This window comes from Methanofollis sp. UBA420, assembly GCF_002498315.1.
GTDB lineage: Archaea > Halobacteriota > Methanomicrobia > Methanomicrobiales > Methanofollaceae > Methanofollis.
Genome location: NZ_DAGX01000005.1, coordinates 678668 through 693613 on the forward strand (window position 1 = coordinate 678668; position 14946 = coordinate 693613).

Consider the following 14946-nt stretch of genomic DNA (forward strand, 5'->3'; position numbering starts at 1 on the left):
ACGATGATATCAGATACATATCCTGAAGACGATGACGCCCTGTCAGAGATCGTCTCGATCACCCTCATCATCGCACTGGTCCTTGTTCTCGTCGGGGTCACCGCGTCCGTCCTTCTCGGATATACAGACGTCCTGACGCCCCACATCTTTGCCGCAACCACGGCAGAAGACGTCCCCTTATCCCTGAACGCCACGACCGGAATGCCCGGCACCGAGGCCATCGCCCTCTTTCTGGAAGGAGGGGACGAGATGCGCTTTGGAGAAGGGGGCACCGCCCGCATCGCCCTGACCACACCCGGAGGGATTACAGGCTGCGCATACCCAGAAAACGGCTCGCTCGACTGGAAACCGGGCGACCATCTTTTCATCTCCCGTAACGGGACGGAGTACCTGATCGGAAAAGAGGCCCCGCCCGCCTCTGACGGCCTTGCCGCCGGACTCTGGCAGGTCGCCCTCGTGGACACCAGGTCCAATGTTCTTATCGCAAAACATGGGGTGAGGATCAGCGGGTCAGGAGAGACACCGCCGGTCCTCGGCGAGGGCTTCACTGTGGAAGCATGGGTGAAATGGACAAAAAGCCCGTCGCCGCTCTCGGAGGATGAGAAGTGGGCGACGATCGTCGTGAACGGCAACAGTGATATAAACCGCCGGTATCATCTCCAGCACGACAAAAACAACAAAAATTTTGAATTTGCCATACGGACCCGGAACAACGCCGGCGGGATCGGTCATTATGTCCAGTCGACGACACGTCCTGAGCAGGGCGTCTGGTATTATGTCGTGAGCGTGTACAACCAGACCACGCCCACCCTCGAGATCTATGTAAACGGGGCGAAGGCAAGCGGCATCAGGAACATTCAGCCCGACGGGAGCGACATCAGGGATTCACCGGGCTTTTATCAGGTCGGCGGGCCTGAGGGGGTGGACTTCAAAGGTGCCCACCAGCGGAAGTTCGCCGGCGAGATCAGAGGGCTTCGGACGTGGGAGGGGGCGATGAGCGAGGCCGATATCCTCTCCCACTACTCCCGAGGACTTCCTGCGGCCTGAAGATAGAAAGGCCGGGGTTCCAGCCATCTTTTTCCGAGCAGTTTTCGAGACCAGATATTACAGCCGCACGCACCCGGCATCTATTCTCTCAGCCCAGCCGCGCCAGCACCGCTGCACCGAACCGCCCGGTCGAGGCCGTGCCGCCGAGGTCAGGGGTCCGGATGCCCGCGGCAAGGACGGCGTCCACCGTCGCATCCACCGCGGCCGCCCCTTCCCGGTCGCCTGCATGGGCGAGGAGCATCGCGGCGCTCCGTATCGCCGCCACCGGGTTTGCAATGCCCTTCCCCGCGATGTCGGGTGCCGAACCGTGGACAGGTTCGAAGAGGGCGTGGCCGTCGCCGATGTTCGCCGAAGGGAGGGTGCCGAGGCCGCCGACAAGCGCCCCCGCGGCGTCGGAAAGGATGTCCCCGAAGATGTTCGTCGTCACGATGACGCCGTAGCGGGCCGGGTGCATCAGCACGTCCAGGCAGAGGGCGTCGATGAACTTCTCCTCCCACGCCACCCCCGCGGCCTCGGCCTCCTCGACGGCACAGCGGCGGAAGAGGGTGTCTGACTTGAGGACATTCGCCTTTGTCCCGATGGTGAACCGCCTCCCTTTCGCAAGCCCGGCGGCGAAGCGTGCAATCCGTCGGCTCCCCTCCTCGGTGACAACCCGCAGGGTGCAGTACGAGCCCGGCAATTCCCACTCGATCCCTGAGTACAGCCCCTCGGTGTTCTCCCGCACGATCGTGAGGTCGACACCCGGTCCCTTCACCGGCCGCACATTCGCATACAGGTCGAGATCCTTCCTCATCTGCACGAGCACACTCCGGTAGGCAGGGTCGGGGGGCGTGGTCACCGCACCGAAGAGGATGGCATCGGCCTCCCCTAGGGCCCGCATCTCCTCGGGACCGATGGCCGAACCGCACCTCTGCCAGCGGCCGTACCCGACCTCGACAGGGTAGTAGTCCCAGTCAGGATGGAGGCGACGGAGTACCGCCTCGGCCACCGGGACCACCTCCTGCCCAATCCCGTCACCGGGGACGACCGCTACCTTCATGCTCCCGCCACCCGGCCACCGCACTCCTGAGGACCGCGTCGATGGTGTGGGGCGCCGCGCCCCAGTGGACCACGCCGCCGAACTTTCCGTTCCACTCCCCGACACCCTCGCGCTCCCCCCGACAGCACCGGGCGATAAAAGGCTCCTCCGCCACCTGCGTCAGGGGGCAGATCTCCGCGATCTCCACCTCGTCCCCGTAGTTCTCCGCACAGAACTGCTGCGCTGTGAGGCATCCGGCCACATGCTCCTTCCCGGCAAGTGGGTCGGCATCGAGGGTCCGGTCAAAGCCGCCGGCACGGCAGGGATATACCTCTGCCGCCGTCTCCCTGATGTCCCTGATATGATACTCAAAACGGACGCCGAGGTCGCCGAAAAGACCGACACCCTCGAGTTCCTCCAGGATCGCCGCAAGGTGGGGGCGCGGCGGAATGATGTCGTAGACATGCACGGTCAGGAGCGACCCCTGGTCAGGGTCGAGGACGAAGGTCCGTGACTCGTCAGGGCTCCTGAAGATGGTGCACCGATACCCCGAGGCCGCCGCAAGGCTGATCAGGCGCGACCTGTCATTGAAGTTTACCGGTTCGGGATACAGGACGGTCTCGTCCGGCCTCGCGAGCACCCATGTCGCCGTGACGTCACGCATCAGCCCTTCCCCATCGGCAGGTTTCACCGACAGGATCTCGTAGCCTTCGGGGGTCTCCCGGATCAGCCAGCGGGAGAGGAAATAGACCTTCTCCCCGAGGGGCCTTGTGTTCGCAAGGCCCACGTATTTGCACTCTTCAGGAAATATCATCCATGGCCTCCGCTGAGATAGGGGACAAGACCCCCTGACCGGAGGATCTCACGCATACGCGGGGAGAGGGGATGGAGAGGGCGGCGGATCCCGCCGGCCTCTATCCAGCCCTCCTCGAGGTCGAAGCGCACCGCCTCGCCCTCATGGCAGGGGATCTCGCACTCAAGCACCAGGAGACCTATATTGACGGCGTTCCTGAAGAAGATTCTGGCAAAGGTCGGGGCGGCGACGGCGACGACCCCGGCCTCCTTCAGGGCAACCGCCGCCTGCTCCCGCGACGACCCGCAGCCGAAATTCGGGCCGGCGACGACCACCGCACCGGCAAGGCGCCCGGCAAGGGAGGGGTCGAGGTCCTCGAAGACATGGGCCGCCCAGACAGACCTGTCCTTGGTCCGCAGGTACCGCCCCGCGATGACCAGGTCGGTGTCGATGTCCCGGCCGAGGCAGACGGCATGCCCTTCGCCCTTCACAGGCATCCCTCCGGGGACCGGATCTCGCCGGCAAGGGCGGTCGCCGCCGCGGTCAGGGGCGACGCCAGGTAGATCTCGCCGCCGACGCCCATCCTGTTCCTGAAATTCCGGTTCGCGGTCGAGAGGCAGACCTCTCCCTCGCCGATCACGCCCATATGGGCGCCGAGACAGGGGCCGCATCCGGGCGTCCCGAGGGCGCATCCGGCCTCGATGAGCGTGGAGAGCACACCTGTCGAGGCAGCACGGGCAAACACGGCCCGCGACGCCGGGACGACGACGGTCCTGACCGCCACCTTCTTCCCGCGCACGATACGGGCGAAGGCCTCCAGATCCTCGTACCGCCCGCAGGTGCAGGTGCCCAGGAAGACCTGGTCCACGGCCAGACCCTCCTTCTCGGCCACCGGGCAGACCGTGTCCACCCGCGGCGGCAGGGCAAGGAGGGGCTCGATATTTCCGAGATCGAGGGTGATCTCATCCGGGTATCCGGCCGCTGGAGTCTGCGCCTCCGCCACATGGCCGAAACCGGCGAGGTACTCCCGCGTCACCGCATCGGCATAGAACATGCCGGCCTTCGCTCCTGTCTCCACCGCCATGTTGGAGAGAGTGAGGCGGTCGGCCATCGAGAGCCCCGACGCCCCCTCGCCGACAAACTCCAGGGCGCGGTATGTCGCACCGTCCATGCCGAGGGCGGCGACATAGGCGAGGGCGACGTCCTTTGCCGCGGCCGCACCTGTCAGAGAACCTTCCAGGAAGACGCCGGTCGTCTCCGGCACCCGGAACCAGGTCTCGCCCGTCGCCCAGATGCCGGCCATGTCTGTCGCCCCGACGCCTGTCGCAAAGGCGCCGAAGGCCCCGAGGGTGCAGGAGTGCGAGTCCGCCCCGACGATCACCTCGCCGGGCAGGGCATAACCCTCGGCCATCACCTGGTGGCAGACGCCGCCGCCGACATCGGAGAGGTGCATCCCCTGCTGCCGGGCAAAGACCCGCAGTTCCTTCTGGAGGTCGGCGGTCAGGGAGGTGTTTGCCGGGACGATGTGATCGAAGATGAGGTACCTGCGGTCGGGGTCGGGAAAGGCCCCGGTTCCGATCGAGAGCCAGGCCTCCCGTGCAAGGACGCCGGTGCCGTCATGGGCATAGGCCCTGTCCACCCGGCGGTCCACGTATTCCCCGGCCGGCGCCCCCAGGATCTCCTCGGCAAGGGTGGCCATCAGACCGCCCCCTTCCGCGCGGCACAGAGGATCTCCTGGAGGACTTCAGGCGTCACCGTGCACTTCGCCTCGCTCCGCCTCTTCACCTCGGCGAGCACCCAGGAGACCCCGGCGTCGTCGAGGTCGTAGCCGAGTGTTGCGGCGACATGCTCGATCGCGTGTTTCCCGGTATGTTTGCCGAGGATGAACGTCCTCGACGCACCGACGAGAGAGGGGCGCACGTACTCGTAGGTCTCCGGTTCCCTGAGGATCGCGGCGATATGGATGCCGCTCTCATGCGCAAAGGCATGGGCGCCCACGACCGCCTTGTTCTTCGCGACCGCAATCCCCGAGGCCTTCTCGACCCGCTCAGAGAGTTTCTGGAGGGGCGAGAGGTCGTACCTGGTGATCCCGGCCTTCATGGCCAGGACGACGAGCACCTCCTCGAGGGCGGCGTTCCCGGCCCGTTCGCCGAGGCCGTTCACCGTGGTGTGGAGCTGGAAAGCGCCTTCCGCGGCGGCAGTGATGGTGTTTGCGGTGGCGCACCCGAGGTCGTCGTGGCAGTGGATACAGATTGGCGTGTCGATAGCGGCCGCGATCTCGCGCACCCTCTCCCCGATCTCCGAGGGCGTCATGCACCCGACAGTGTCGGCAAAGGTGACGAGGTCGGCCCCGGCATCGGTGACCTGCCTGTACGCCTGTATGAGGTCGGGGAGAGAGGTCCGGGAGGCGTCTTCGGCGCCGAACCTGACGGTGACGCCGTGGTCATGGGCGTACTCGATCATCGCGCAGGTCTCGGTCATTACCTCTTCGCGCGTCCTGCCGTACTTCGTCCTGATATGGAGGTCTGACGTGGCCGCAAAGACGCCGATCATGTCCACGCCGCAGTCGAGGGAGGCATCGATGTCGTACTGTTTCGCGCGGGCGAGTGCGCAGATCCGGGCGTCGAGGCCCATCCCGCAGATCTCACGGACCGCTGTCTTCTCGTTCGCCGAGACAGCCGGAAAACCGGCCTCGATCACCTCGACACCGGTGGCGTCGAGGATTCCCGCTATCTCCTTCTTCTCGTCGCAGTTAAACGTTACACCGGGCGTCTGCTCACCGTCACGGAGCGTGACGTCGCATATCTCAACATTCCACCTTTTCATGACTCTCTCCTTTGGGGCATGCCCCGGTGACGACCACCGTCGTCGGCCTGTCGACGGGCACGATCAGCCGCGCCAGTCCGGCCAGGTTGTCGGCGCGGCAGACTGTCGGCCCGGCCCAGTCGAGGTACCTCGCCACCCCGGCCACCTCCTGACCGCCGACCATGCCCATGCGCCTGTTCTCAAGGACAATACAGAGAAGGGGCAGACCCTTCTCATAGACGTCGATAAGTGCGTTTATGCCGGAGTGCAGGAGCCCATAGTCCCCTATCAGGGCGATCCCTGTGCTCCTTACCCCAACTGCCACCGCGGACCCGAGGCCGTAACTCGCAATGCCGATCCTGTACGGCGGGTTTGTCGCAAGGAGGGAACACCCGGCATCGACCGCGGGCCGCATCCCCCGCTCAGCAAGGAGGGAGACGAGCGGGCGGTACGGGCAGTGCCGGCAGAAGGTCCGGCAGAACCCCCGGTTGGCAAAGCGTTCAGGCTCCCCGGGCGGGGGAGAGACCTGCGGAATTGTAACCATAACGCCGGCCGGGGCCCGATGGCTGGCATGCGCCGCCGTTACCTGGAGGGCCCGCTCCCACCTGCCCCGCATCGTCAGCGCGGGGTCGGCGAGGGTGCCCGCACCCCTCGCACCGCGGAGAGCGGGCCGGGCCGCTGCCGGTGCGTCGAGGATCTCGGGAATGACGCGGAGGACTGCAACCCGCGCCATTGCCTCCGAGAGGGCGAAGGCCTCCTCCACCGCGGCAGGGAAGGCGTCGGGCCCGTCGGCCTCGACAATCGGCACCATCGCCAGGGGGCCGAAGTGGCGGGAGTCCTCCCCAACCTGCGAGGCGCGTGCCAGGGGATCGTCCCCCGCGACGACGACGACGCCTCCCACGATCCCCTGGGCCGTCGCCTGCACCAGAGGGTCGGCCAGGAGGTTCATGCCGACGTGCTTCACGACCACCGCGACCCGCCTGCCGGTGAGGGAGGCGCCGAGGGCGTACTCCAGGGCGACCTTCTCGTTCGTGCAGACCTCCGCACCGGTCCGCGTCGCACACCCGGTCACCGGATAGCCGGGCACCGTGTACAGGGCGTCAGCCGCACCAGAAAGGGCGAGAGCCAGCACCTCCTCCCCGTCCATTTTCAGTCCCTCCCGGGCACGAGGTCGCAGCCCATACACGCCGCACACATCGTCCGCGCCTCTCTGGCGTCGAGGCCGGCCGCAACCATCTCCTCCCGTGCGATCGCATGCAGCCTGAGCAGACGCTCTGCTGAAGGGCGCGTGAAGTGCGCGAGGCCCGCCGACGGAGTGAGAGGCCTGAGGACAGGGATCACCCCGATCGAGCAGAGCCTCCTGACGGTAGCCGCCATCTCCTCGTCGCTCTCGCCCAGGCCAACGATGATGTTGCTCTGGACATGGTTCTTCCCGAAGAGGCGCACCGACTCCTCAAGCACTTCCCAGACGAGGTTCCACTCAAGGCCCGGACACATCTCCGCAAAGAGGCCGGGTGTCGCCGCCTCGATGTTGAACTTCACCTCCGCGGCCCCGGCCTCTTTCAGGAGACGGGGGGAGTCCCGCGTCGGGTAGATGGAGACGCCGACGGGCAGGCCGAAGGGGACGAGGGCCCGCACAGCGTCGAGGGTGCGTCTCTCCTCCTCCTCGATACTCCCGGCCACGCCGCTCGTCAAGGAGATCGCGTCGATCCTCCCGATGACAGACCTGACCATCGCCACGACCTCCTCCGTACTCTTCGTCCGCCCGACCCGGCCGGGGACGGCACAGTACAGGCAGGAGAAGATGCAGGAGGTGGTGAGGGTGATGAAGGCCTGCCCAGGGCAGTGGAAACCCGGCACCTCAAGGACGCCCCTTACCATCTCGCCGCGGAAGGGAAGGGTCGCGTTCCCCTTCCCCTCGTGGATGAGGACGAGATCGGCATGCGGGTCCACAGAAAGACGGACTCTCATGCCGTCGACAGAAAAAAAGACAGAACCCTCGCCGCCCGCACCGGGCCCCGCGGTGGAAGAGGAGAGGTATGTGCCGGGGGGGACGCCCCCAACCTTCACCTTTCCCGCGGCAAGGAGTGCGGCCTTCAGCCTCAGCCTGTCCATAAGGACGTCGCCTCCCCGTAGTCCGTATAGAAGGGGATCGCCGCCACCGCACCGATGAGGCCGTGGCCGTCCATCACGACCCTGACCTCGCCGAGCACGGCTTCGAGGTCGGCCCATGCGACCTTACCCCTCTTCACCGTCTCGCCGTAGTGCCTGAGCAACGACGGGTCGAAACCGACGTATGCCGCCATCCCTGTCTCGTCGGAGAGCGTGTGGCGGCGGAGCAGGGCGGCAAACCGCTCGATAAGTCCGTCGGGGTCGGACGACGCGAACTCCACCGCACAGGCGACGCAGTTCTTCGTCCTCTCCGGGACCGGGTAGAGCTGGACGATGGTGTGGGAGAGGTACACCGAGGACGCGTCGGCGACCGCCTTCGCAATGTTGTGGACGAGGGTCCAGGTCGCCCCCTCCTCGGGAGTGTCGGTGTCGTCGACCCCGATGACTACCCGCTCGCGCCGCGGCAGCCAGATCGTCGACCCGGCCAGTTTGCCGCCGCCGGACTCGTCGCATGACGCCCGGATCACCCCGCCGCCGCGGGCGCGGCAGGCCGAGGCCCCGACGCCGCCGCCGCCCATGCCAAGATAGGTGACCGCGATCTCGTCGCCCTCCACCGCGGCACCCGCGATCCCCGCGGGGAAGCGGGAGCCCTCAAGAGACAGGTGGACACATCCGGCCCTGAGGACGTACCGTGTCGTCGCCCCCACTGTCCGGGCGGAGACGACGATGGGACTCTGTGCATAGTGGCGGCGGACCCAGTGGGCCCCGCCCAGGCAGTCGAAGAACTCCACCAGTTCTATCCGGCTGCCTTCACCATCGGCGACCGCCGCGATCAGGGGGTACGCCACCACATAGGGGTCTGTAAGCCCCTCAGACACGGCCGCCCGGTTGTTCTCCATAGAGACCTGCTGCCTCCACGCCGCGGTTGCCCCAGAGCACCGCACCGAATGCACCGATCCGTCCCTTGCTCGCCGCGGAGTCGATGAAAGTGACGCCGAGACGGGCGGCCTCGGCCTCCACCTCCTCCCGGGAAATGAGGTCGATCTTGATCTTCTTCTCGTAGTCAGACTCGGGGAGACAGAGGCCGCGATAGTAAGCGATCCCGGTGTCGCCGGAGACCGCGTGCCCCTCGATGTACTCCTTCACGAAGGCGAGGAGGGGCTCGACCGATCCCGGCCTCACGGCGAAGTTCAGCACCGAACCGACGCAGTTCGTCGTCTTTTCAGGGGCCTTCGGGTTGAGCTGCACGAGGCGCATATTAAGGTACTCAGCTCCCGGAACCCTGCACGCCTCGGCACACTTGAGGGCGAGCACCCAGGTGGCCCCCTCCTGCTTCGTGTCGGTGTCGTCGATCCCGATGGTCAGTTTCTCGTACTTCGGGGTGACGATCCGCACCCGGCAGACCCGCGACCCCCCGATGTGGAGGTCCTCGTCTGTCGGGTACTCGGCCCGGATCACGCCGGGCGCCTGCGGGAGGCAGGCGGCGACGCCGACACCGGCACCGGCGATCCCTGCCCAGGAGGTGACAACCTCGTCGCCCTGCACCTCGACACCCTCCAGGGCCTGGCCGCCGATTTCCTGGCCGGCCGCACCGAAGTTCGCCTCGTACTTCCCGAGGCGGGCAAGCATCGTCATCGAGGACCCCTGCACCTCCGCGGAGGAGAGAGCGCCGCAGGCACGCCGCCTGTTCATCATGTCCCACTCGATGGTGCCGCGGTGGCGGCAGGTCTCCAGGATCTCGGCCATGCCGGCCTGCTCGTCCACCATGACAATGAACTTCTCTGCAAAGAGCGGTCCGAAGCGCCCTTTCACTTCTGCGGGAGTCAGCGTGATCATGATATACACCGAAAATTTCGTTGACGAAATATTCGGCGTCATCGGAGATAAATGGATCGCCCTTCCGGGGGCAAGAATAAGCAGGAGAAGAGGGGAGTGATCCGATCGTGTGATTCGAGAAGGAGATACTCACGCCATCCTGCAGGAGGCCCAGCCGGACATCCCCTTCCCCGAGCAGGTTAAGGAGAGGAGACGGTCGCCCCTCACCGTATAGATGAAAGGACAGGGGGGGTCGGGAGGGCCGACCCGGCGATGATACAGTCGGTTTAAAAAAAGGGCTATCGACCCCGCAGGACATGGCCCGGGTCAAAGAAGCCCAAATGTGCGTCTAATCAGGGAATTACACCGTCCTTTGCGGGTCAGATCGGGGAGATCAGGCAATCCCGGCATACAGGGGTCTGTGCACAAAACAGGATGAAATCCAGCAAGACTCAACGCCCCCAGGTCGCCGATATGATTGCAGGTAATGTCCACCCCTCCCGGCCCCCCATCGTACCAGGAAAGGGGAGGGAGCGAGGCCGAAAATTGTCCCGAACCGGGCCATGACGATACCCCGGTATGAAGATGTCAACATGGCCGATTTTTCAGGTGCCTGATGCCCTCAAGGGGGGAGCAAAACCCCGAAAACTTCGTGTTTCGGCTCTTTAGAAACCCTCCTGCACCCGTCGATGAGTCGCTGATCCGCTGAGGGGACATGTGGATCCACCGCCTTCTCCCACAATTGAAACCGGGAGACTACAGCGAAGACCTAACGGTCTTCTTGAACTCACTTCGTTCGGTCCTCGAAAACCTACGGTTTTTGCTGCCGGGGGAAACGAGCGTCAGCGAGTTCGAGAAAACCTTTGGTTTTCGGTGGTAGTCCCCCGCTACAGGCACTTCGGAAAAATTTTACACAGTCCGTGTTTCTCGCACCCTCTGGCGCCCTCACCCGATCGTCAGACAGGATCACAGACATCACATGCCGCAGAAAAGCCGTCAGGTACCGGTTGAAAAGCGACCAGACACCAGACAGGCACACCGTGCGCGGTGCTGTCCGCTCCCGATACCAGAAAGAGGAACAGATCACCCGATACAGGCCACGCGAACCGGCCCCACCTATCCCGGCGACAAAATCACCCCATCACGGGAAGATATCGCCCAGCGCAGGGGAGGAAACGAAAAAAAATTAGATAAGGTCCTTCAGCTCGATCTTGAAGGGACCGAGGTTGCCGCCGAAGTTGCCGGCGCTGATGAAGACGACGCCCGGCACCTTGGTCGCCGCCTTGATGCCCTCGGCCATCGCTTCCTTCACGCAGTCCTCGTCAAGGCCGTCGATGACGATCTCGTAGATCGCCTTGACACCCTCGGGCACCATGGAGTCCTCGACCTTCTCCCTGAGAGTCGGGCAGTACTTCTCATTGGTGCTTGCCGCCATGAACTTGTACTTCTTCGAGCCGACCTTCGAGCCCGAGGCAACGATGCCGCCAGGGAAGGAGGTGATGACACCGAAGACACCGGCGATCGCGTCGACCGCCGCCTGGGCGCCCATGAGGGCAGCCATCTGGTTCTCACCCATCACGAAGAAGTTCCCGCCGGCAACGCCCTTGACAATGCCGAACTCCTCCTCGCCGACGTACTCGCCGTTCATGATCGGGATCGCCCAGCACTTCCTGCCGCCGACCTCCTTCTGGTACTCGTAACCATCGCCGAAGAAGTGGAGCTTCACCGCGATACGCTCCTCCGCCTCGGGCAGACCGTCGAAGACCGCGGTCGTCGCGGCGGTGAGGACGCACTCGGCAAGCCTCTCGACGACCTGCTCCTTCAGCTTCTTCTTGCCCGCACAGATCAGGATCGCATAGCCCGGCCTTCCGTCCGGAGTCTCCTCGGCCGGGACAAAGCCCTCGATGCCTGCCTCACAGGGGCAGCCAATAGCCGAAGTCGCAAAACCGGTCGCCTCGGCGGCGGCCTTGTATGCGTAGTCCTCGGTGACTGCAGTTATAATGACCCGGGAAACCCAGGTCGGAAACGCCTCTGCGTACGTATCGTCGATGGTCACACCATTTAACTCCATGTTTGCACCTCATATGCAGAGTCGCAGGACAATTTCCTGCCTTCTCTACTCTGTTACAGAATGCAACAGGGGAATAGAAGAAGATTTCTAATTCTTCCGCCCCCACCCGGCCACCAATGTCACGGGTCGACAGGAAGGAGCGCGCCTTCCAATGAAACACCACGCGCCGGTGATCTGGCGGCAGTGCGACAGGGAGACGTTTAATCAGGGTTACAAATTAACATATTAGCATTGCCCGATGCAGGATACGGATTTTTTCGGGTGCCTTCTTTCAGAAAGTTTATCTATATTATTTGACAACTCTTTCATAATCGATTTTAATCGAGATAGCTGGTGCGTGAAACCATGGCATTTGCAGTGCACGTAAACATGGAACGTTGTACCGGTTGTAACAATTGTGTGGTCGCGTGCCCCGTAGACGCACTGGAGCTCAACACCGTGGATCCTGTCACCACTGACAAGATCTACAAGGTGATGAACGGCAAGGCAACCGTCCTTGACGTTGATCACGAGCTCTGTGCCGGATGCGGCGTTTGCGTCGAGGCATGCCCATACAATGTGATACGACTGGTCGTAGGACCAATGCAGTCCGGGCCCGGTGCCCAGACACAGGCATAAGGAGTGAGGGTTATTCATGGCGATATTTCCAAAATTCTCCAAAAAGAGAGATGGTGTCAACATCATCAATGAACAGCGGCTCCTTCAGGCAGTCAACCACCTGATCCTTGACAGCCAGAGGTGCACAGGCTGCGGTATCTGTGCCGAGTCCTGCCCCGAGGACGCTATTACCGTCAGCATGGTTGGAGCGACCAAGAGAAAGAACGCAATCGACTACGCAAGCCCGGTGAACATTGACGAGGTCAAGTGCTCGTACTGTGGTGTCTGCGTCGTTATGTGCCCGTTCAACTCTCTGACACTGAAGATCAATGGCGAAGAGCGGCTTCCCATCATCGAGAAGGAGGGCTTCCCCGAGTACGACATGCTCGCCACGATCGACGACGAGAAGTGCGTGCGGTGCACAACCTGCGAGGATGTCTGCCCGCGTGACGCGATCGACCGCGACGTCCCGGCATTCGAGGGCACCGTCGAGGACGGCCGCGAACGCCAGACTGCACTGACCGCCAAGACCACGTTCGAGGTCGACACCGAGAAGTGCACGGTCTGCGGCATCTGCGGATCACTCTGCCCGGCCATCGACGTCAAGCGCAAGGACTTCACCGCCGAGACCGGCAAGGTCGAGGGCGACGTCCTCTGGGACGAGAAACTCTGCGACGGCTGCAAGGTCTGCGTCGACGCCTGCCCCGAAGAGGCAATCACCGTCAACCGTGAGGTTGAGGCGAAGAAGCTCCCCGGCAAGGTCAACATCATCGAGGACGACTGCTGCACCTGCCGCTGGTGCGCAACGAACTGTCCGACCGAGGCAATCACCGTCGAGAAGATCTTCACCGGCGATATCGAATTCCACGCCGAGAAGTGCCCCGGCGGCTGCTCGACCTGTGCCGAGATCTGCCCGGCTCATGCAATATATCTCCCGTCCCCGTCCCCTGCAGCCCAGATGAAGGGCCAGAAGGAGGCAAACATCGCCGTCAACAAGGATCTCTGTATCCTCTGCGGCGCATGTGTCAACGCCTGCCCCGGCGAGGACATCATCGTTCTGAAGAGAACAGGCATCCGGATGAAGGGCAAGGAAACCGACCTCTTCAACAGGATCAAGGCAAAGCTCTTCACCCCACGGACCTCCATGGTTAAAGAGGACGTAAAGCCAGGAGAAGTGGAGCTCAAGGCCCTTGAAAACGCGTGAGGTAGTGACATGGTAAAAGGATATTCTGACCCTGCAATGGAAGAGAAATTCCAGGACAGGTATTTCCACACAACGGACAGCAATCCTGAATTCCTCAAGGACGTGGAGAAGCTCTCCCGCTCGATCCCGCACATGTGCTTCCAGTGCGGCACCTGCACGGGCTCCTGCCCCTCGGCCCCTCGTTCGAGCTACCGGATCCGGAAGTTCGTCCGCCGCGCCGTTCTCGGACTTGAGAAAGAGTCGCTGACCGACCCCGACCTGTGGCTCTGCACCACCTGCTACAGCTGCACCGACCGCTGCCCGCGTGACATTGCCCCGACCGACGTCATCATGGCAATGCGGAACCTTGCATTCAAGTGGGACATCGTCCCGAGGAACTTCCTCAAGACGATCCAGCTCATCTACAACACCGGTCACGGTGTGCCGAACAACGACGTGAACCGGGCAGCCCGGGTCAAGTTAGGCCTTGAGGCCGAACCCGAAACCACCCACAAGTACCCCGAGTACCTGCCGGGTATCAGGAAGATCATGGACCACTACCACATGAAAGAGAATGCAGACAGGATCCTCTCAGAGGGTGAACACTGATGCAGCAGTATGCCTTTTTCCTGGGTTGTATCGCACCGAACCGTTATCCCGGTTGTGAGGCCGCCGCCATCAAGACGAGCAGGAACCTCGGCATCGAGCTCCTCCCCCTGAAGGGTGCGAGCTGCTGCCCGGCACCGGGCGCGTTCGGCGCTGTCGACCTGAACGTCTGGTATGCGATGGCAGCCAGGAACATCGTCCTGGCCGAGCAGATGAACAAGGACATCGCCCTCATCTGCAACGGCTGCTACAAGTCGATCTACGAGGTCAACGAACGCCTCAAGGAAGACGACGAGCTCCGCGACGGCGTCAACGAAGTCCTCTCCGAGATCGACATGGAATTCAAGGGCTCGATCGACGTGTACCACCTCGCCGAGCTCTACTATGACAGCAAGATCTGCGGACCCGACAAGATCCGCGAGTCCGTCGTCAGACCGCTCACCGGCACGAAGATCGCCGTCCACTACGGCTGCCACCTTCTCAAGCCCATCAAGGAGCGCCGCTTCGACGACGCCGAGAACCCGATGTGGATCGAGGCAATCGTCGAGGCACTCGGCGCCGAGGCAGTGCAGTACCGCAACAAGATGCAGTGTTGCGGTGCAGGCGGCGGTGTCCGTGGCTTCGACATTGCCCACTCGCTGGACATCACGAACGAGAAGCTGACCAATATCAACGAAGTCGGCGCGGACGCAATCACCGAAGTCTGCCCGTTCTGCCAGCTCCAGTTCGACCGCGGCCAGATCGAGATCGGCGAGAAGTTCGGCATCGAGTGGCACATCCCTGTGCTTCACTACAACGAACTGCTGGGCCTTGCCCAGGGAATGAGTCCGCAGGAACTGGCGCTTGACCTCCACGGCATCGACTGCAAGCCGTTCCTGGACAAGATTCTGTAAGGGAGG

At 63.4% G+C, this 14946-nt stretch carries 15 protein-coding genes; 5 read left to right on the forward strand and 10 right to left on the reverse strand.

The annotated features are described in order from the left end of the window. The first annotated feature begins 3 nt into the window (after positions 1-3). Positions 4-1047 carry a LamG domain-containing protein gene (locus BP869_RS09485; protein ID WP_342679046.1) on the forward strand — a complete coding sequence of 348 codons (1044 nt, stop codon included), beginning with the start codon at positions 4-6 and terminating at the stop codon, positions 1045-1047. A gap of 88 nt (positions 1048-1135) precedes the next feature. On the opposite strand, the gene BP869_RS09490 is transcribed toward BP869_RS09485, so the two are convergent. The 10 genes from BP869_RS09490 to fhcD form a co-directional block, all read right to left on the reverse strand. After that, positions 1136-2086 carry an isocitrate/isopropylmalate dehydrogenase family protein gene (locus tag BP869_RS09490; protein ID WP_342679048.1) on the reverse strand — a complete coding sequence of 317 codons (951 nt, stop codon included), beginning with the start codon at positions 2084-2086 and terminating at the stop codon, positions 1136-1138. Next, positions 2061-2879: a DUF7714 family protein gene (locus tag BP869_RS09495; protein ID WP_342679050.1), complete on the reverse strand. Its 819-nt coding sequence runs from the start codon at positions 2877-2879 to the stop codon at positions 2061-2063. The genes BP869_RS09490 and BP869_RS09495 overlap by 26 nt, the downstream gene beginning before the upstream one ends. After that, positions 2876-3349 (reverse strand): 3-isopropylmalate dehydratase, encoded by a 474-nt coding sequence (locus tag BP869_RS09500; protein WP_342679052.1) that lies wholly within the window; start codon positions 3347-3349, stop codon positions 2876-2878. Before BP869_RS09500 ends, BP869_RS09495 begins: the two co-directional genes overlap by 4 nt. Then, entirely contained in the window at positions 3346-4557 is a 1212-nt protein-coding gene (locus tag BP869_RS09505) for a 3-isopropylmalate dehydratase/homoaconitate hydratase family large subunit (RefSeq protein ID WP_342679053.1), read from the reverse strand. Before BP869_RS09505 ends, BP869_RS09500 begins: the two co-directional genes overlap by 4 nt. Then, positions 4557-5684, reverse strand: coding sequence for a homocitrate synthase/isopropylmalate synthase family protein (locus BP869_RS09510; protein ID WP_342679054.1), 1128 nt, complete (start codon positions 5682-5684; stop codon positions 4557-4559). Before BP869_RS09510 ends, BP869_RS09505 begins: the two co-directional genes overlap by 1 nt. Continuing rightward, on the reverse strand, positions 5665-6810 hold the full coding sequence (locus BP869_RS09515; RefSeq protein WP_342679055.1) for a thiamine pyrophosphate-dependent enzyme: 1146 nt from the start codon (positions 6808-6810) through the stop codon (positions 5665-5667). Before BP869_RS09515 ends, BP869_RS09510 begins: the two co-directional genes overlap by 20 nt. Before the next feature lie 2 nt (positions 6811-6812). Continuing rightward, complete coding sequence (locus BP869_RS09520; protein WP_342679057.1) at positions 6813-7778, reverse strand: radical SAM protein; 966 nt, start codon at positions 7776-7778, stop codon at positions 6813-6815. Further along, positions 7766-8674 carry a methanogenesis marker protein 11 gene (gene mmp11, locus BP869_RS09525; RefSeq protein ID WP_342679059.1) on the reverse strand — a complete coding sequence of 303 codons (909 nt, stop codon included), beginning with the start codon at positions 8672-8674 and terminating at the stop codon, positions 7766-7768. The genes BP869_RS09520 and mmp11 overlap by 13 nt, the downstream gene beginning before the upstream one ends. Then, complete coding sequence (locus BP869_RS09530) at positions 8646-9611, reverse strand: tRNA(Ile2) 2-agmatinylcytidine synthetase (RefSeq protein WP_342679061.1); 966 nt, start codon at positions 9609-9611, stop codon at positions 8646-8648. The genes mmp11 and BP869_RS09530 overlap by 29 nt, the downstream gene beginning before the upstream one ends. A gap of 1165 nt (positions 9612-10776) precedes the next feature. Further along, positions 10777-11661: a formylmethanofuran--tetrahydromethanopterin N-formyltransferase gene (gene fhcD / locus BP869_RS09535; RefSeq protein WP_342679063.1), complete on the reverse strand. Its 885-nt coding sequence runs from the start codon at positions 11659-11661 to the stop codon at positions 10777-10779. Between the two features lie 345 nt (positions 11662-12006). Here fhcD and BP869_RS09540 point away from each other — a divergent pair, with 345 nt between their 5' ends. From BP869_RS09540 to hdrB, 4 genes are read left to right on the forward strand one after another with little or no spacing between them, the layout of a single operon-like run. After that, entirely contained in the window at positions 12007-12279 is a 273-nt protein-coding gene (locus BP869_RS09540; RefSeq protein ID WP_342679065.1) for a 4Fe-4S binding protein, read from the forward strand. 16 nt (positions 12280-12295) lie between these two features. Next, on the forward strand, positions 12296-13462 hold the full coding sequence (locus BP869_RS09545) for a 4Fe-4S binding protein (RefSeq protein ID WP_342679067.1): 1167 nt from the start codon (positions 12296-12298) through the stop codon (positions 13460-13462). Between the two features lie 36 nt (positions 13463-13498). Further along, on the forward strand, positions 13499-14050 hold the full coding sequence (hdrC, locus tag BP869_RS09550; protein ID WP_394339036.1) for a CoB--CoM heterodisulfide reductase subunit C: 552 nt from the start codon (positions 13499-13501) through the stop codon (positions 14048-14050). Continuing rightward, complete coding sequence (gene hdrB, locus BP869_RS09555; protein ID WP_342679071.1) at positions 14050-14940, forward strand: CoB--CoM heterodisulfide reductase subunit B; 891 nt, start codon at positions 14050-14052, stop codon at positions 14938-14940. Before hdrC ends, hdrB begins: the two co-directional genes overlap by 1 nt. Positions 14941-14946 lie beyond the last annotated feature (6 nt).